At 65.0% G+C, this 16931-nt stretch carries 21 protein-coding genes; 18 read left to right on the top strand and 3 right to left on the bottom strand.

The features are described from left to right. The 15 genes from C2R25_RS01975 to recF all read left to right on the top strand — a co-directional run. A partial coding sequence (locus C2R25_RS01975) for a hypothetical protein (RefSeq protein WP_233203713.1) occupies window positions 1-501 on the top strand: 501 nt, incomplete at its 5' end. 151 nt (window positions 502-652) lie between these two features. Beyond that, window positions 653-886, top strand: a complete 234-nt coding sequence (locus C2R25_RS01970) for a hypothetical protein (RefSeq protein ID WP_103727623.1) — start codon at window positions 653-655, stop codon at window positions 884-886. 163 nt (window positions 887-1049) lie between these two features. Next, window positions 1050-1250 (top strand): hypothetical protein, encoded by a 201-nt coding sequence (locus C2R25_RS01965; protein ID WP_103727622.1) that lies wholly within the window; start codon window positions 1050-1052, stop codon window positions 1248-1250. After that, window positions 1243-1563 carry a hypothetical protein gene (locus tag C2R25_RS01960; RefSeq protein WP_103727621.1) on the top strand — a complete coding sequence of 107 codons (321 nt, stop codon included), beginning with the start codon at window positions 1243-1245 and terminating at the stop codon, window positions 1561-1563. The genes C2R25_RS01965 and C2R25_RS01960 overlap by 8 nt, the downstream gene beginning before the upstream one ends. After that, window positions 1560-1721, top strand: a complete 162-nt coding sequence (locus C2R25_RS20325; protein WP_158250600.1) for a hypothetical protein — start codon at window positions 1560-1562, stop codon at window positions 1719-1721. The genes C2R25_RS01960 and C2R25_RS20325 overlap by 4 nt, the downstream gene beginning before the upstream one ends. A gap of 1 nt (window position 1722) precedes the next feature. Further along, a complete protein-coding gene (locus C2R25_RS01955; RefSeq protein ID WP_103727620.1) occupies window positions 1723-2676 on the top strand; it encodes a hypothetical protein in 954 nt (317 codons plus the stop codon). After that, a complete protein-coding gene (locus C2R25_RS01950; protein WP_103727619.1) occupies window positions 2673-3509 on the top strand; it encodes a phosphoadenosine phosphosulfate reductase family protein in 837 nt (278 codons plus the stop codon). Before C2R25_RS01955 ends, C2R25_RS01950 begins: the two co-directional genes overlap by 4 nt. Then, window positions 3506-4123: a hypothetical protein gene (locus C2R25_RS01945; RefSeq protein ID WP_103727618.1), complete on the top strand. Its 618-nt coding sequence runs from the start codon at window positions 3506-3508 to the stop codon at window positions 4121-4123. The genes C2R25_RS01950 and C2R25_RS01945 overlap by 4 nt, the downstream gene beginning before the upstream one ends. Continuing rightward, window positions 4113-4517, top strand: a complete 405-nt coding sequence (locus C2R25_RS01940) for a hypothetical protein (protein ID WP_103727617.1) — start codon at window positions 4113-4115, stop codon at window positions 4515-4517. The genes C2R25_RS01945 and C2R25_RS01940 overlap by 11 nt, the downstream gene beginning before the upstream one ends. After that, complete coding sequence (locus tag C2R25_RS01935) at window positions 4514-4780, top strand: hypothetical protein (protein WP_103727616.1); 267 nt, start codon at window positions 4514-4516, stop codon at window positions 4778-4780. The genes C2R25_RS01940 and C2R25_RS01935 overlap by 4 nt, the downstream gene beginning before the upstream one ends. Continuing rightward, window positions 4780-5910, top strand: coding sequence for a DNA cytosine methyltransferase (locus tag C2R25_RS01930; RefSeq protein ID WP_103727615.1), 1131 nt, complete (start codon window positions 4780-4782; stop codon window positions 5908-5910). The genes C2R25_RS01935 and C2R25_RS01930 overlap by 1 nt, the downstream gene beginning before the upstream one ends. A 49-nt stretch (window positions 5911-5959) precedes the next feature. Next, window positions 5960-6226 carry a helix-turn-helix domain-containing protein gene (locus tag C2R25_RS21245; protein WP_103727614.1) on the top strand — a complete coding sequence of 89 codons (267 nt, stop codon included), beginning with the start codon at window positions 5960-5962 and terminating at the stop codon, window positions 6224-6226. Then, window positions 6112-7122, top strand: a complete 1011-nt coding sequence (locus C2R25_RS01920; RefSeq protein WP_103727613.1) for a site-specific integrase — start codon at window positions 6112-6114, stop codon at window positions 7120-7122. The genes C2R25_RS21245 and C2R25_RS01920 overlap by 115 nt, the downstream gene beginning before the upstream one ends. A 176-nt stretch (window positions 7123-7298) precedes the next feature. Continuing rightward, the gene (locus C2R25_RS01915; RefSeq protein WP_103727612.1) at window positions 7299-8039 is read left to right on the top strand and encodes a queuosine precursor transporter; all 741 of its coding nucleotides are present in this window, start codon (window positions 7299-7301) and stop codon (window positions 8037-8039) included. Window positions 8040-8097: 58 nt separating this feature from the next. Further along, entirely contained in the window at window positions 8098-9201 is a 1104-nt protein-coding gene (recF, locus tag C2R25_RS01910) for a DNA replication/repair protein RecF (protein ID WP_103727611.1), read from the top strand. Between the two features lie 25 nt (window positions 9202-9226). On the opposite strand, the gene C2R25_RS01905 is transcribed toward recF, so the two are convergent. Beyond that, on the bottom strand, window positions 9227-9922 hold the full coding sequence (locus tag C2R25_RS01905) for an arylesterase (protein WP_103727610.1): 696 nt from the start codon (window positions 9920-9922) through the stop codon (window positions 9227-9229). 49 nt (window positions 9923-9971) lie between these two features. Here C2R25_RS01905 and C2R25_RS01900 point away from each other — a divergent pair, with 49 nt between their 5' ends. Beyond that, window positions 9972-10748 (top strand): ABC transporter ATP-binding protein, encoded by a 777-nt coding sequence (locus C2R25_RS01900; protein WP_103727609.1) that lies wholly within the window; start codon window positions 9972-9974, stop codon window positions 10746-10748. Beyond that, on the top strand, window positions 10741-13266 hold the full coding sequence (locus C2R25_RS01895) for an ABC transporter permease (RefSeq protein ID WP_103727630.1): 2526 nt from the start codon (window positions 10741-10743) through the stop codon (window positions 13264-13266). The genes C2R25_RS01900 and C2R25_RS01895 overlap by 8 nt, the downstream gene beginning before the upstream one ends. 25 nt (window positions 13267-13291) lie before the next feature. On the opposite strand, the gene C2R25_RS01890 is transcribed toward C2R25_RS01895, so the two are convergent. After that, window positions 13292-13759, bottom strand: coding sequence for an RDD family protein (locus tag C2R25_RS01890; protein WP_103727629.1), 468 nt, complete (start codon window positions 13757-13759; stop codon window positions 13292-13294). 239 nt (window positions 13760-13998) lie between these two features. Here C2R25_RS01890 and typA point away from each other — a divergent pair, with 239 nt between their 5' ends. Then, the gene (gene typA, locus C2R25_RS01885) at window positions 13999-15831 is read left to right on the top strand and encodes a translational GTPase TypA (RefSeq protein ID WP_103727608.1); all 1833 of its coding nucleotides are present in this window, start codon (window positions 13999-14001) and stop codon (window positions 15829-15831) included. A gap of 172 nt (window positions 15832-16003) precedes the next feature. Here typA and C2R25_RS01880 read toward each other — a convergent pair whose 3' ends face one another. Next, complete coding sequence (locus C2R25_RS01880) at window positions 16004-16867, bottom strand: TorF family putative porin (RefSeq protein ID WP_103727607.1); 864 nt, start codon at window positions 16865-16867, stop codon at window positions 16004-16006. Window positions 16868-16931 lie beyond the last annotated feature (64 nt).

Raw genomic sequence — 16931 nt, 5'->3', positions numbered from 1 at the left:
GCAGGCGTTCGGAGCGAATGGCTCGTCGCCATAGCGATAATCGTGCCGCCGCCCTCGCCAAGGTGGAGGCGCCCCGTGGTTAATTTGCGCGACCTTGTGCGGCAGTTCACCGCCGCCACCGCCGAAGTCCCGGCCTGGTACGAAGCCCCGGCAGTAGCCCGCTTCATCGAGGCGCTGGACGTGGACGAACTGTACCTCTCGCGCCCTATCGTGGCGATGGGAGACGATCAGCTTCACTTCTCCGGCGATGGCCTTGAGGCCCTCGGCAAGATGCGCCGGGACTACGTGGACATGCTGTTCGGCGGCACGTGGCAGGACGCCATGGCTGATGGCCGGCAGTACGAATACCTCGACCTTGAGGCTGAGGTGCCCAGCGTCGATGCCGCGCTTGCCGTCCATTTCGGCCACCCATCCGATTTCGGCGGCGACCCGGACACGGCAACCCGGCGGATGCGCAACGCGGCTCGCTGGCGCGCTGCTCAGGGTCGGGAGGCGGCCTGATGTACGCCGAGACCTCTTGGGCTGGAACGCCGCTGTTTGGCGAGCGCAATCCGACGCCGACCCACTTTCAACACATCGCAGCATGGCAGGAGCGCAGCCGTCTTGAGCGGATCGCGTGTCAGTGCCGGGCTGCGCAGCTTCGGAGGATGGCATGACCGCCCAAATCCACAACTTCCCCTTCAACCCGGACACGTACCGGGGCTGGGAGCTTCAGCGCCTGCCCTCGCGTACCGGATGGCGCAATTGCTGGATGGCAACCACGCCTGACTTCGAGATCGAGGACGCGCCTGACGGTGAGGAGAAGGTCATCGGCGGCCACGTCGTCGGCTTCGACCGCATGGATGTAATCGCCAAGATCGACGCGGTCACGGAGGCGGGGCGATGACCACCCCGCACCACACCTACCGCCGCCACTGGACCGTTTACCAGGACCCCACCCCCGGCACACCTCAAGAAGCATGGGCTGGTTGCTCTGATGCTCTGTGCGTCACGGGAGCGACTGAGGCTGAGGTCAAGGCAGAGATCGACCGGATTGAGGAGGATGCGCAGTGAGCATTGAAACCTATCGAGGTTGGCCCATCGAGCATGGCCGCTGGCCTGAGCCCGCCTTTACCGCGACCCACCCTGACTACGATGCCTCATACGAGGGTGAAGAGGATGGCTGGGTCAGCAACGGCCTTCACGTCACCGGCGACACGCTGGACGCGATCAGGGATGAGATCGACGAAATGGAGGACGCCAATGGTTGAAGCCATTCCGCTCGCCCTGGATATGTTTCTGGGCTTCGAACAGGGCCTCGACGACGACGGCCATAACCTCGGCCTCGACCTCAAGGTGCGCTTTGAGGACGGCGAGTTCTACCTCGACGACGCAATCCTGACTGAGCCCTCCACCGGCATCTACTCTGCCCGCAAAGAGGTCGCGCCGAACTGGCTTTGGCGGTTGCTGGAGACGGACACGAACGTCCGCGCCGCTGCCGAGAAGGCTTGGGCAAATCATGAGGAATACCTTGCTGGCGAGGCTGCTGACCTTCGCCGGGCGATGCGGGAGGAGGAGCGATGAGAGAACGCATCAAGCCCCGCTTCTGCCTCACCCCACTCAAGGCCGTGCGCTGGCGCTCACACAGCCGCGCCTATTCCACGACCGCTCGGACACGCTGGAGGATCTATCTCTTCGGCCTGTTTCTGATCGCTTCGCTGCCTCGCAAGGAGGGTCAATAGCATGACTGATACGCAGAAGAACGCAGCCGTGGAGGCGGTCTTAGTGCAGCAGGAGCGCTGGCTCGCAGATATCGCAGATCTGTCATGGGATGAGATCGTTGCGGATGGCGGCGTCACGGCATGGATGGTGATCCAGCAGGAGGCCCGCACGGTTCAATTGCCGCGCGTCCGTGCAGCCCTCACCTCCCTCCCCACGACCGAGCAGAGCCTTGCCGGTGAGGCGGTGGCTTATCGGTACGTCTATCTTGATTACGCAGGGCGCAAGGTAAGCCGCTACGGCGTCCACACCGAGCGCGTAAACGGGCACGATCCAATCGAGGTTCATCCCCTCTACGACACCCCTCAGCCTGCGCCCTACGTGTGCAAGCATGGGTGCGAGCGAGACGCCCTTATGGACCGTATCCACGCACTTTCCGCCACCCCTCAGCCTGCGCCCGTAACGGGTGGGGAGGATGTGGAACGACAGGCTGCACTGGTTGCCCGCCTGCGCGCATCTGGCGAGCCTGTCCATGATCGTATCTGGTTGCATGGCATCGGTGACGATGCTGGCGAGGTGACTTGGGCTAATGAGCCCGACCCGTCAGGTGAACCTGAAGAGGCAGAATGGGCAGTTGAGTATGTTCTCGCCGCCCTCTCCCCCAGCGCGCCCGAAGCCCCATCGGAGCGGGGAGTAGGAGATTGGCATCCTCGCATCGGTGAGGAGGTTCGTCCTTCTGAGAACATGATCGAGCGATGGCCGGACTGGCGCGATACTCGCCTCTGGGTTGTTGGCGTGACTTTGGACCGCAACGTAGTGGGCAATCCGACGCGGGGCCTGAACGTCTGCGTATCAGACGAGTGGCCTGTGACGAACCGAACTGGTGGCTTCACGGACGGGTTTTACATCAATCGTGATCACGTGCCGGACGATCTGGTCCCGCTCACCCGCGCCCGCAAGATCGGAGGCGCATCATGAGCGATCCCTACCTCATTCATGGCCCTGCGCTGATCTCCTTTTCTGGCGGAAGGACTTCTGCCTACATGCTCTGGCGAATTCTGCAGGCGCATGGCGGCACCCTGCCCGATGACGTGCATGTGTGCTTCGCGAACACCGGGAAGGAGCGTGAGGAAACACTGCGCTTCGTGCATGAGTGCGGCACCCGCTGGGGCATTCGGGTGCGGTGGCTGGAATGGAGATCGCGCCTCAAGAGCGTTCCGGTCGCCGAGAGGTTCGAGGAAGTTGGTTTCAATAGCGCCGCCCGCAATGGGGAACCGTTCGCCGCGCGGATAAAGTCCAAAAAGTCCACGCCAAATAGCGTCGCTCGATGGTGCACCGAAAACCTCAAGGTGCTCACGCTGCAGGCGTTCATGGAGGCCAACGGCCACACGAAATACGCCAATGTGGTGGGTCTACGAGCGGATGAGTCGCACAGGGTCGCTAAGGGCCGGGAGCGCGGTTCTGTCATGCCTCTTGCCGACGCGGGCATAACCAAGCGTGATGTCATGGCGTACTGGCAAGCGCAGGATTTTGACTTAGGGCTTCTCCCGTTCGAAGGGAATTGTGACGCCTGCTTCCTCAAGGCCCGCCCAAAGCTATGGGAGGTTGAGCGTACCAAGCCGGGAACATTGCAGTGGTGGAGCGACATGGAGCAGGGCCATGGCAAGGGGCGCTTCGTCACTGAATACAGCTACGCCGAACTGATCCGGGACGTTCGACGCCAGCCTGACATGTTTGCGGGAGGGCTTTTCGACGATGATCCTGACATGGACGCGGAGTGCGGCCTTTGGTGTGCGGGAGGCGCATCATGAGCCTGTCACATGACACCCTGAAGGCCCTGCACGAGGCGGCGACACCGGGCGACTTATCCGCGGCAGAGGAGTACACTGCCTCCGAGACCGTGGAATGCCCTTGCTGCCAAGGCGACGGCGAAGTCGAAGCGGCGGATTACTGCAACTTCGATGGCGTGGCGCTGGGAGTGCAGTTCTACGGCATCGGGCAGGAATTTGGCGCGCACGAAGCGCTCTGGACGTACCTCCGCAACGCCGTCCCCGAAATCCTCACCCTCATCGCTGAACGTGATGCGTTGCGCGGGGCATGGCAGCCGATTGAGACGGCACCGAAGGATGGGACAGAGGTAATCCTGTCCGGGCTGTACCCTGAAAACGATCAGGGCCTGCCGACAGCCCGGGTGACAGCGGGATTTTGGATAGAGCCCGAAGCTCCCGTCATTGGTGATTGCGGCGGCCCATGCCGGTGCCCGGAATATGGTGACCCCGCAGAACCTCACTGGGCGACCATGCATGGTGGTTCCGACAGCGGATGGATGAGCACTGACGGCGGGTTCACTACGGAATGGCCGCCCACTCACTGGATGCCGCTCCCCGGTGCCCCGGCCCTCGGAGGCAACCACCATGGATCGTGAGACACTGTTGGCGCTTGCAGAGCGCGTAGAGAAGGCGACGGGGCCGGATCGGGAGTTGGATCGCCTTATCGCGCCACTAGTCGGCATTCGCGTTGTAGAGGAAGGGCACCCGCTAGGTCGCTGCTACTACGACGAGAACGGCCACGGTGTCCCGCTTCCGCTGTTCACCGCCTCCCTCGACGCCGCGATGACGCTGGTGCCGGAGGGGTACGAGTTTGCGGTAGGCACGGGCCGCAAGGAGCATATGACCGAGAACGGCCGCAAGCCTTGGGCTTGGTGCGCGACCGGCTCCGATCTAGTCGACGGCTTGTCGCTCTCCGCCACCCCGGCCCTCGCCCTAACCGCCGCCTGCCTCCGCTCCCTCGCAGCTACCAGCAAAGGGAGCGCATCATGACAACGTGGATCAACCACACCGGCAAGTCCGACCGGCTCGCCAAGTACGGCCCCATCGTCCCCATGACGTACAAGGCCCCGCGTGTCTTCCGCCTCTACCGCAAGATGCAGGCTGAGGAAGCGCGCCTTGCCCGCGCCGCCGGTGAGAAGCCGCAGCCGCCTGCCCGCGTCGGTATCGCTTTCGTGGCCGCACTGCTGGTCGTTCTCTTCGCCCTCCTGATCATCGCTGATCCCGAGGCTGTAGGCGTGGGGGTGGTGTTGTGATGCGCTACCTCTCCGTTTGCAGCGGTATCGAAGCCGCAACGGTCGCCTGGCACCCCTTGGGATGGGAGCCCGCAGCCTTCTCCGAGATCGAGCCATTCCCCCGCGCCGTTCTCGCCCACCATTACCCGAACGTCCCGTGCCACGGCGACTTCACCACCATCGGAGCCGATGATTATGGGGCAATTGACCTTCTTGTTGGGGGAACCCCCTGCCAGTCGTTCAGCATCGCCGGCCTCCGAGGCGGCTTGGATGACGACCGTGGCAACCTGGCACTCGAATTTCTCCGCCTTGCTGATCGCAAACGGCCCCGCTGGTTGGTCTGGGAGAACGTCCCCGGCGTCCTGTCCATCGATGGAGGACGGGCGTTTGGCTCCATCCTCGGGGGCATGGGCGAACTCGGGTATGGGTTCGCCTACCGAGTTCTGGACGCTCAGCACTTTGGAGTTCCACAGCGCCGCCGTCGCGTCTTCGTTGTCGGATATCTTGGAGACTGGCGACGTGCCGCAGCGGTACTTTTTGAGCGCCACAGCCTGTCGGGGCATCCTGCGCCGCGCCGAGAAGCGCGGGAGGCAGTTGCCGCCCTCACTGCAAACGGCGTTGGAACGTGCGGCGCAGATGACAACCAAGGGCAAGCCGGGCATCTGATCGCGGCTGACGTGACGGCGACGCTGCCTGCCGGTGGAAACGAGACTGGCGGCAACCGCTACCCCGGCACGAGCGCCGAGACGTGCAGCGAGGCGGGTCCGCAGGGAAAGGGCTGGCAGGAAGACTGCGCCTATACCCTTGAAGCCCGCAATAAGGTGCAGGCAGTCGCCTTCGACATGCGAGGCCGCGAAGACGGCGCTCAGATGGAAGGTCCGCACGACACTGCGAACCTTCGGGCTGCCTCCGGTGGATCAAGCCGGAGCTACATCGCTACGTCGGCCGTCCGCCGTCTTACGCCCGTCGAATGCGAACGCCTCCAAGGCTTCCCCGACCAGTACACAAACGTCCCCTACCGCGGCAAACCCGCCGCCGATGGCCCCCGCTACAAGGCGTTGGGGAATAGTATGGCGGTTCCCGTGATGGCCTGGTTGGGCCAGAGGATCGCCGCCGTGGACGCAATCAAGCAGAAGGCTCGCGCAGCATGACCCCACCCATCGACAACGAAGGGGATGATACGTGACGGCGGAAAGGTTGATGACCGAGGGTGAGGCTGCGGCGGCCCTGCAAATCTGCCCGCGCACCCTACGAAAGGCTCGTCAGCAGGGCGATTTGTCATTCGTCCGCATCGGGCGCAATGTCCGCTACTCTCAGTCGGACATCGAGCAGTTCATCGAAAGATCACGCGAATGTCACTCTACAAGCGCCCGGGCTCCTCGTTCTGGCAGTACTCGTTCACGCTCGACGGTATTCGATTTCGAGGAAGTACGGGCACGGAGAGCAAGCGCGAAGCGCAAGCCTTAGAGGCGGCGAAGCGCACCGAGGCGAAGAACAAGACCAAGTTCGACGACGATTGGAGGCTGAGAGACGTGTTGGGCGCTTACTGGCATGAACACGGGCAGCACGCCCCATCCAGCGCCTTTATCGAGCAGAAGCTTGACGTGCTCTCGCGCATCATCGGGCCAAACACTAAGCTTGCCGATCTGACCAATCAGAAGCTGCTCAACTACAAGGCGGCGCGTCGTGGCGAGGGGTTGCAGTCGCATTCCATCAATCGTGACTTCAACTGCCTTCGCGCCGCGCTCAACCACGCCAAGGACGTGCACGGCAAGACGATCCCCAACATCGCCTGGAAGAAAGTGCGCTCACCTGAGCCGCCCGGGCGGGTTCGCTTCCTGAGCACCGATGAGTACGAAGCCATACTCGCTGTCAGCGATCCCGGACTTCAGCGCATCATTAAGTTCGCAGTGGCGACGGGGCTTCGCAAGACGAACATTCTGACGCTGGACTGGCGCAACGTCGATCTGTCCAGTTCGCTGATCACAGTGGTGGTCAAAGGGAACAAGCGGCACACCGTTCGCATGACGGCAGAGGTCCGGGCGATGCTCGCCATGGACACGCATCGTGTGGGCGCTGTCTTCGACACGGTGAACTTCCGTAAGCGGTGGGACCGTGCCGTCAAATTGTCAGGGTTGGACGATCTGCACTTCCACGACTTGCGCCACACATTCGCGAGCTGGGCGCGCATGGCAGGAGCGGACCTTGCAGACATCTGCGATGCCCTCGCGCACTCCTCCGTGGCAGTCACAATGCGCTACGCTCACATCGAGCCGGCACACCACGAAACGGCCTTCGATCGCGTTTCTTCGCGCGTTTGGTCACAAAACGAGTCACACTCGACATTGGCGAGGAAGAAATGATGAGGATTTCTGCGGTTTTCAGTGAGCGCGCTCAGAGGCTTAGAAGGCTCGTGCTCTATCCAGCTGAGCTACGGGCGCGCGCAGGGTTCCCATAGCGCGGATGAGCGGATGCGCAAACCTGTAGCGTTACCAAACTTGTGCTTTGCGGGGCTGGAAAGCCACGTTACGCACAGGCCATGAACGCGCCCGCCGACACCGCATCGTCCCTCTCCCGCATCGACGGCCTTGCAGGAGCGCGGCGGCATTATCGGTATTTCGACTATGTGATGGCGGGTTTCGTGGCGATTCTCCTGCTGTCGAACCTGATCGGGGCATCGAAGCTGGCGAGCTGGCAGGGTGTGACCTTCGGCGCTGGCATCCTCTTCTTTCCGGTCAGCTACGTGATCGGGGATGTTCTCACCGAAGTCTACGGCTATGCCAACGCTCGCCGCTGCGTCTGGGCTGGCTTCATTGCCCTGATCTTCATGGCCTTCATGAGCTTCATCGTCGTTGCAATGCCCCCGGCCGATGGCTGGAATGGCCAGGCCGCCTACGAGATGGTGTTCGGCTCCACCTGGCGCATCGTCCTTGCCTCGCTCATCGGCTTCTGGGCCGGCGAATTCGTGAACTCCTTTGTCCTCGCCAGGATGAAGCTGCTCACGGCGGGGCGCCATCTGTGGCTGCGGACCATCGGCTCGACCGTATTCGGGCAAGCTGTCGACAGCGCCTTCTTCTATCCCATCGCCTTCCTCGGCATCTGGACTCACGAGCAGGTACTGACGGTCATGGTGACGAACTGGGGCATGAAGGTGCTATGGGAGGCCGTGCTCACCCCCGTGACTTACGCGGTCGTGGGCTGGCTGAAGGCGCGTGAGGGCGTTGAGGTGTTCGACGAGAACCTCGATTTCTCCCCCTTCGCCAAGGCGGGACCGGCCTGATCGGTCGGCGGGCAGAAGGATTGAGCCCGCACCGGTGAACGGCTAGGCCGCGCTCCACATGCTCGATCGTATCCTCCTCTCCCGTTTCCGCAACCACCGCGAAACCGCCGTCGAGGGCACGGCTCAGTTCAACCTGCTCGTTGGGGAGAACGGCGCAGGCAAGACCAATATCCTGGAGGCGATCAGCCTGTTGGCGCCCGGACGAGGCCTGCGCCGCGCGCAGCTTGCCGACCTCCCCGCGCAGGACGGCGATGGCGGCTTCGCGGTGAACGCATCCCTGCAAACGTGGAAGGGCGAGCCGGTCCGGCTGGGCACGGGCAGCGCCGCCGAACGGCCCGGCCGCCGCCTGGTCCAGGTCAACGGGGGGCAGGCGTCTGCCCTGAGCCTGGGAGAGTGGCTCTCGATCGGATGGCTGACCCCTGCCATGGACCGCCTCTTCGTGGAGGGCGCTGGAGCCCGCCGCCGGTTCCTCGACCGGCTGGTGCTCGCGATGGTGCCGGGGCACGCCTCCAACGCGGCGCGGCTCGACAACGCCCTGCGCGAACGCAACCGCCTGCTTTCCGATGAGCGCACGCCCGATCCACGCTGGCTGGATGCCCTGGAATTGCAGATCGCGGAGGCGGGCGCGCTCGTCGCCGCTGCCCGGGCCGAACTCGTCGCGCAGCTCCAGGTGGAGCTGGCGGCGCTACCGGAAGCGCCGTTTGCCCGCCCTTCGCTAGCGTATCTGCCGGGCGGTCCGCTGGAGCAGGACGCGCTTGCCGCTGCCCTTCGCGAGGGCCGCGCGCGCGAACGCGCCGCGCAGCGGACGCTGACGGGGCCTCATCGAGACGATCTTGCCGTCACGATGGCGGGCAAGGACCAGCCGGCTGCCGATTGCTCGACCGGCGAGCAGAAGGCCATGCTGATCGCGATCACTCTCGCGCACTCGCGACTGCTGGAGACGGCACACGCCCTCGATGCCGACAGCCGTCCGCGCCTGCTCCTGCTGGACGAGGTTGCCGCGCATCTCGATCCGCTGCGCCGACAGGCCCTGTTCGACCGGTTGCGAACCGGCTCGGCGCAAGTCTGGCTGACAGGGACCGAACTGGCGCCGTTCGAGGCTATTGCCGGCGAGGCGGCCGTCTGGGAAGTCAGCGCCGGGACGGTGCGGCGCCTGCCCTGACTTCTCCCTCCCGGCGGCGAGAGCGCTATTTCGTCTGAGGCAGGGCGTCCGCGACATCGTCCACCGTCGCCGCCACGATGGCGTCGATGCCCAATGCGGTCGGATGGACGTGGTCCCCCTGCATGAGGTCCGGCTTGTCGATCACGGGCTGAAGAAAGAACGGGACGAGCACGGCGCCATAGGTGTCTGCCAGCTGCGGGTAGATGGGGTTGAAGGCGGCGGCGTAATCCTTGCCCAGGTTGGGCGCGGCCAGCATGCCCAGCAGCACCACGGGAATGTCGTCCTGCTTCAGCCGCTGCAGGATTTTCTCCAAGTTGGCGCGCGTCTCCTCCGGCGGAAGGGACCGCAGCATGTCGTTGCCACCAAGGCTGATGATCGCAAGTTCGGGCTTCACCGACTGGTTCTTCAACGTGAACTCCAGGCGTTGCAGACCCGCAGCTGTGGTATCTCCGGAAACCCCGGTGTTCACGATGCGCGCATTCACCCCGCGGGCGCGCAGCGCCTGTTCAAGCCGGTCCGGATAGCTTTCGCCATCCTCCAGACCGTAACCTGCCAGAAGCGAGTCGCCGAATGCCAGGATCGGCCGCTCAGGACCCATCACCGGGATCCCGGGCGGCTCATCGACCACACTCGCGCTCGACGGGGGGGCAGACGGTGTGTTGTCGCAGCCTGCCAGAGCCAGGGAGGAAGCGGCGAGAAGCGCGAGGGAAGGATGGCGCAAGGCATTCTCCTGAAAGACCGACTTGTCGGATGGGATGGTGCTATCCCATATGGGAGCGGTGACAAGCCCTTCCCACGCCTTTGACGGCGCCACCCCCGTCCCGACAATCCTTGCCCGCGACCTGCGCCTCACGCTGGGCACCGGGGAAAGCGCGGTCGACATCCTGCGCGGAGTGGACCTTTCCGTGCCGCACGGGCAGACGCTGGCCCTGCTCGGGCCTTCCGGATCGGGCAAGTCCTCGCTGATGGCTGTCCTGTGTGGTCTTGAGCGTGCCACATCGGGAACGCTCGAAGTCGCGGGCGAAAACTTTGCGGCCATGGATGAAGACGCCCTGGCCCGGGCACGCCGCGGGCGTATCGGCATCGTGCTGCAGGCCTTCCACCTCCTGCCGACGATGACAGCGCTGGAAAACGTGGCTACGCCGATGGAGCTGGCCGGGATGGCGGATGCTCATGAGCGCGCACGGGCCGAACTGGAGGCGGTCGGTCTGGGCCATCGCCTTTCTCACTACCCGGCGCAGCTTTCCGGGGGCGAACAGCAGCGCGTGGCCATCGCCCGCGCCCTCGCGCCGCGCCCGACGCTGGTCTTCGCCGATGAGCCGACGGGCAACCTCGACGGTGCAACCGGCGCGGCCATCATCGACCTTCTCTTCGCCCGCCGGGACGAGACGGGGGCGACCCTGCTCATCATCACGCACGACGAAGCGCTGGCCCACCGCTGCGAGCGGGTGGTGACCATAGGCGACGGCCGCATCGCCAGCGACGTCCCGGGCCGGGACGAAGCCGTCGATGCTGCGGCCCGCCGCACGAGTGCCGCGCTTGGTTGAGGCTCTGCCTTGGCGAACCGCCTGGACCTTCGCCCGCCGGGATCTTTCGGCGCGCTTCAAGGGATTGCGACTCCTTCTCGTGTGCCTGTTCCTCGGGGTGGGAGCGATCGCGGCGATCGGTACGCTGACCGGTTCGATCGAGCGCGAACTCGGCTCCCGCGGGCGAGAGATCCTTGGCGGCGACATCGAGTTGCGCATCTGGCAGCGCCCCCTTTCGGAAGAGGAGAACGCGGCACTCGCTTCCCTCGGACAGACCTCCCAGGGCCTGCGCCTTCAGGCGATCGCTAGCCACCGCGACATGACGGCGCCGGTCGCGCTGAAGGCGGTGGACGATGCCTGGCCGCTTTACGGAACTCTGGAGCTTACCGACGGCCGCGAGGTCAGGGCGCCGCCTGCAAACGGCGCCTGGATAGCGAGAGGCACCGCCGCACGCCTGCGTGTAGCTCCCGGCGACACGATCACCGTGGGCGGCGTGCCTGTCGCCGTCTCCGGCATCATCGAGGCGGACCCGGAGCAGATGAGCGAAGGTTTCGCCCTGGGTGACACGGCCATCGTTGGGCTGGAGCTACCGGAGAAAGCCGGGCTCACGGCGCCGGGTGCCATGTACCGCAGCGTCGCAAAGGTGCGCTTCGACGCTGCGGGGCGTGACCCGGAAGCTGCGGTCGAGCGCCTGAAGGAGCGTTTCGGCCCCAGCTTCGAGACTCGAACCCGCAAGGCGGCCTCGCCCTCTACCGAGCGCTTTGTCAGCCGCATGGGCGAGTTTCTCATGCTGGTCGGACTGGCGGCGCTGGTGATTGCGGGCATCGGCATCGGTGGCGGCGTCACCTCCTACCTGGAAGCGCGGCGCAATTCCATCGCCACGCTCAAGGTGCTGGGCGCCACAAGCGGTGACATAGCCCGAATTTACGTACTCCAGGTCGGCGCCGCCGCAATCATCGGCAGCCTCGCCGGCCTTTGCGCGGGCGTGCTCGTCACTCCGCTCCTGGCAACGGCGCTGCAGAGCCTTCTGCCGGTGGACACCGGCTTCACCGTCTCCCCCGCCGCCCTGGCGACGGCGGCAGGCTATGGCCTGCTCGTGGCCCTGGTCTTTGCCGCCCCGCCCCTGATGCGCGCCCGCAGCTGGCCCGCCATGGCGCTTATGCGCGCCCGCGTCGCGCCGCTGGTCGTCGACAGGAAGGCTCTTGCCTTTCCCGTCGGGCTGGGCCTTCTCGCCATCGTCGCTCTCGCCCTGTTCAATGCCGCACAGCCGCTTGTAACGCTCGGCTTTCTGGCAGGATCGGCTGCGATACTGGCCTTGCTGGCAGTGATCGGCATCGGCATCCGGGCCCTGGCCGCGCGGCTGCCGCGATCCCGCCGTCCCATGCTCCGCGCCGGGCTCGCCAATCTTCATCGCCCCGGAGCGCAGACCGGAGCACTGGTGACGGCGCTGGGCTTCGGGCTTTCGGCCTTCGTCCTGATCGCCGCCGTCCAGACCAGCCTTGACGCGAACATTCGCCGGACCGTGCCGGACCGCGCGCCGGACTTCTTCGTCCTCGACGTCCCGAAGGACAAGACTGCGGACTTTCGCCGGACGGTGGAGCGCACGATTCCGGACGCCACGCTGCGGATCGTGCCGAACCTGCGCGGTCGGATACTCGCCTATGGGTCCAAGGGCGCCATGACCACTGTTTCGAGCCTGGGCAAGGACTTGCCCGATGGCGCTTGGGCGCTGAGGGGCGAACGCGGCCTGACCTATTCGTCCGTTGTCCCGGAAGGCAGCACGGTTACGGCAGGCCAGTGGTGGCCAGAACTTTATCGCGGCGAACCGCTGGTCTCGCTTGATGAGAAGCTGGCTGAAGCCGTTGGGGTAAAGGTCGGCGACTACGTGACGATCAGCGTTCTGGGCGTGGAACGCACAGCCCGTATCGCCGCACTGCGCCGCATCGATTGGGACAGCCTCGGCTTCAACTACGTGCTCGTCTTCTCGCCCAATGCCCTCGCTGACGCGCCGCACAACCTGGCCGCCACCATCGAAGTGCCGGACGGCGCAGCGACAGCGAACCTCCTGCCACGGCTCGCACGGGCATTCCCCTCCTCCTCCGTGATCGAAACGGGAAGCCTGCTGCGGGACGCACGCGCCCTCATTGACCAGATGTCCGCGGCCATCCTCGCCGCTGCTGCCGTCACCGTACTGGCCGGGCTCGCCGTCCTGCTCGGCGCCATCGCCGCCGCCCGCGCCAGCCGGACTTACGATACGGTAATTCTCCGCGTCCTGGGCGCGAGCCGACGGCAGCTGCTCGGTCTGCTGATGGCGGAGTACGGCTTCATCGCCGCCCTACTGGCGGGGGTCTCGCTGCTGGTGGGCAGTGGGGCCGCCTGGATTATCGTGGTGAAGCTGTTCGAATTTGAATGGTTGCCGGACTGGGCGCGGATCGCAGCGGTGCTGCTTTCGGGTGTGGGGCTCATCCTTGCGTTCGCCCTCGCCGCCACGCTGCCGCTCCTGCGCGCAAAGCCCGCCAGCGCGCTGCGCGAACTCTAGGGGTGGCTCGGCGGGCCTGGCCCCGCTACTGCGCAGAAAGGCTGGAAGGATCACGGGTCCTGTAGACCAGCGTTCCGGCCATCATGTCGTGGAGCGCCTGCTTGCGGGCACTGAATGCCGCCATGGCATAGCCGATGCACAGGATGAGACCGGACAGGAATTTGGCGAAGTAGCGCCCCGTCGCCCGCATGAAATTTATCCGGCGCCCTTCCTCGTCGGTGACGATGAGGCCGACCGCCAGCTTGCCCAGGGTGCCCTGCAGCCGCGAACTTTCCATCAGGGCGAAGTAGAGCCACTGGCCCACGAGCAGGACAAGGATCATGCCGAGCATTGAGAATCCGATCACGGCATCGGCCAGGCTGCCCGTGCCCGCCAGCGGCAACATCATCCCGAAGCCAAGCGCTCCGCCCAACACCGACAGCGCCAGTTGAAGGATGATCGCGTCGATCAGGTAAGCCAGCGCCCGCCACCAAAAGCCGCCATATCGTGTCATCACCTGCCCCTTCATGGATTATGCGCCCCTCGTCCACGTCCGCGCCCCGAGCGTGCTTCCCTGCCTGAACCGCTCCAGGCGCGCAGAGGTTTCCCGGCCGATTGCCGGAGCGACCCATCGCCGCCTCAACCGGACAGCGTACCCCGCTTGCCGGAATCACTGTAATCGGTTAAGGGCGCGCCAATTTTGCGGTGCAGCACAGGGCTGCTCGCCCTAGCCCTCCTACTGAGAGTAGACCCATGTCCGCCCCGCTTCCTTTGCGCAACATCGCAATCATTGCGCACGTCGACCACGGCAAAACCACCCTCGTCGACCAGCTTTTCCGCCAGTCCGGCACCTTCCGCGACAACCAGCGCGTCGAAGAGCGCGCCATGGACTCGAACGATCTCGAAAAAGAGCGCGGCATCACCATCCTGGCGAAGCCGACTTCGATTGAGTGGAACGGCTACCGCATCAACATCGTCGACACGCCCGGCCACGCTGACTTCGGCGCAGAGGTCGAGCGCATCCTCTCGATGGTCGACGGCGTGATCCTGCTGGTCGACAGCTCGGAAGGCGCGATGCCGCAGACCAAGTTCGTCACCGGCAAGGCGCTGGGCCTCGGCCTCAAGCCGATCGTCGTGGTCAACAAGATCGACCGTCCCGATGGCCGTCATGCCGAAGTGCTCGACGAGGTGTTCGACCTCTTCGTCAGCCTCGACGCCAATGACGAGCAGCTGGACTTCCCGGTTCTCTACGCGTCGGGCCGCAACGGCTACGCCAGCTACGATCCGGACGCTCGCGAAGGCACGCTGACCTCGCTGTTCGAGAAGATCGTCGAGCACGTGCCGGCGCCGAACCTCGACGTCGACGCGCCGTTCTCCTTCCTTGCCACGCTTCTCGACCGTGACAACTTCATGGGCCGCGTCCTGACCGGCCGCGTCCAGTCTGGCAAGCTCAAGGTCAATGACCCCATCCGGGCCATCGACGCCGACGGCAAGGTCATCGAGGTGGGCCGCGCGACGAAGGTGCTGACGTTCCGCGGCCTCGACCGCGTGCCCGTAGACGAAGCCCGCGCCGGTGACATCATCGCGCTCGCAGGCCTTGAGAAGGCCACCGTGGCCAACACCATCGCCGATCCGTCCGTCTCCGTTCCGATCAAGGCCCAGCCGATCGATCCGCCGACGCTGGCGATGCGATTCGCCGTCAACGACAGCCCGCTCGCGGGCCGTGAAGGCGACAAGGTGACGAGCCGCATGATTCGCGACCGCCTGATGCGCGAAGCGGAAACCAACGTCGCAATCCGCGTCACCGAGTCGGCCGACAAGGACAGCTTCGAAGTCGCCGGTCGCGGCGAACTCCAGCTCGGCGTGGTCATCGAGACGATGCGCCGCGAAGGCTTCGAACTCGGCATCAGCCGTCCGCGCGTGCTGTTTGGCACGGACGAGAACGGTGGCCGCACCGAGCCGTACGAGACCGTCGTCATCGACGTGGACGACGAATACTCGGGCACAGTCGTCGAGAAGATGCAGCGCCGCAAGGCCGAGCTGACCGACATGCGTCCTTCAGGCCTCGGCAAGACCCGCATCACCTTCTCGGCCCCTTCGCGCGGCCTCATCGGCTACCACGGCGAGTTCCTGTCGGACACCCGCGGCACCGGCATCATGAACCGCCTGTTCGAGAAGTACGACGCTCACAAGGGCCCGATCGAAGGCCGCCTCAACGGCGTCCTGATCTCGAACGGCACGGGCGAAGCCGTCGGGTACGCTCTCAACAGCCTCGAAGAGCGCGGCATCCTGTTCGTGAAGCCGCAGGACAAGATCTACGAAGGCATGATCATTGGCGAAAACGCCAAGCCCGACGATCTTGAAGTCAATCCGATGAAGTCGAAGCAGCTGACGAACTTCCGTTCGACCGGCAAGGATGACGCCATCCGCCTGACCCCGCCCAAGATCATGACGCTCGAGCAGGCCATCGCCTACATCGACGACGACGAGATGGTGGAAGTGACGCCGCAGTCGATCCGTCTGCGCAAGGCGATCCTCGACCCGCATGAGCGCAAGAAGGCGAGCCGCAAGAAGGAAAACGCCTGAACGAGGCCTCCCTTCCAAGGGCAGTAGCACGAAGGGCGCGGTGGTCTTGACCACCGCGCCCTTTTTCGTTGGCCCGCAGCAACAGGAGCCCTCCTCCCTGAATGGCGCTCCTGCCGGTGCTCGGCCTGCAGGCGCCTGCCACCACCGGTGAGGCAGGCGCCCGTCGGTTCGCTTAGAACGAGGCTCCGAGCGAGAACACCATGGTCGCTCCCGCGATCTGTGAGCCATCCTTGCTGGAGGCGAAGTTCGGGTAAAGGTAAGCCGATTCCGACTTCGAGATATCGGTGTCGATGTAGGCGATGCCGAGCGTGAGCGGCCCGACCGCCATGTCGGCGCCCAGCATCCAGTCCACGTAGCTGCCGGTCGGCGCAACGCTCGTCCCGTTCGGGCCGAGGCCGGAGTTGCCGTTCGAATAGCCGATGTGCCCCTTCACGGTGAGCGGGGTTTCGGGGATCGCGGAGCTTGCATCCGCCCACATGTAGAAGTTGTCGGACTTCTTGCCCGGGGCATCGGGGACGCCGGCGTTGTACGCGTCGGCATCATAGTAGACGCGGCCCAGCGCGCGCTGCTTGGGTGCGTAGGCCACGCCCACGAGCACGCTGGCCGGTCCGACGTCGCCCGAAAGCTTCACGTAGGGCTCCGCAAAGTCAGTCGTGTCCGCGCCGCCCGGATACATGTACCACGTCAGGCCGACATCGAGCTTCACACCGGGCGTGACTTCGGCGGCGTAGCCACCATAAATATCGAGTTCGGTGTTCGAGCCGCCGAACGTGCCCCACCCGGCCAGGTTCGAAGCCCAAGTGCCGACGTAGGCGCCGCTTGCGTGCGAAACGGTGACGCCGCCTTGCACCGCCAGTTCCTCATCCGTCTGAGACACGCCGCGGAAGCGGTAGTCGGTCACGAGACCAACGGTTCCGGAGACGGAGATTTCGCTGGGAGCTTCTTCCTGCGCAATTGCGGGGGTGGCGAAGCCGATCATGGCGGCAGTGCAGGCAGCCACGGAGCCGGCGACGCCGGAGAAGAGACGAGACGTCATAGTCGGAACACCCTCATGTTACTGTTGTAGCATGTTCCGTCCTGCGGCCCGCACGCCAGGCAGC

Origin of the sequence: Novosphingobium sp. HII-3 (assembly GCF_002916655.1) — a bacterium.
Taxonomy (GTDB): domain Bacteria; phylum Pseudomonadota; class Alphaproteobacteria; order Sphingomonadales; family Sphingomonadaceae; genus Novosphingobium; species Novosphingobium panipatense.
This window is presented reverse-complemented; position numbering and strand designations above follow the sequence as displayed.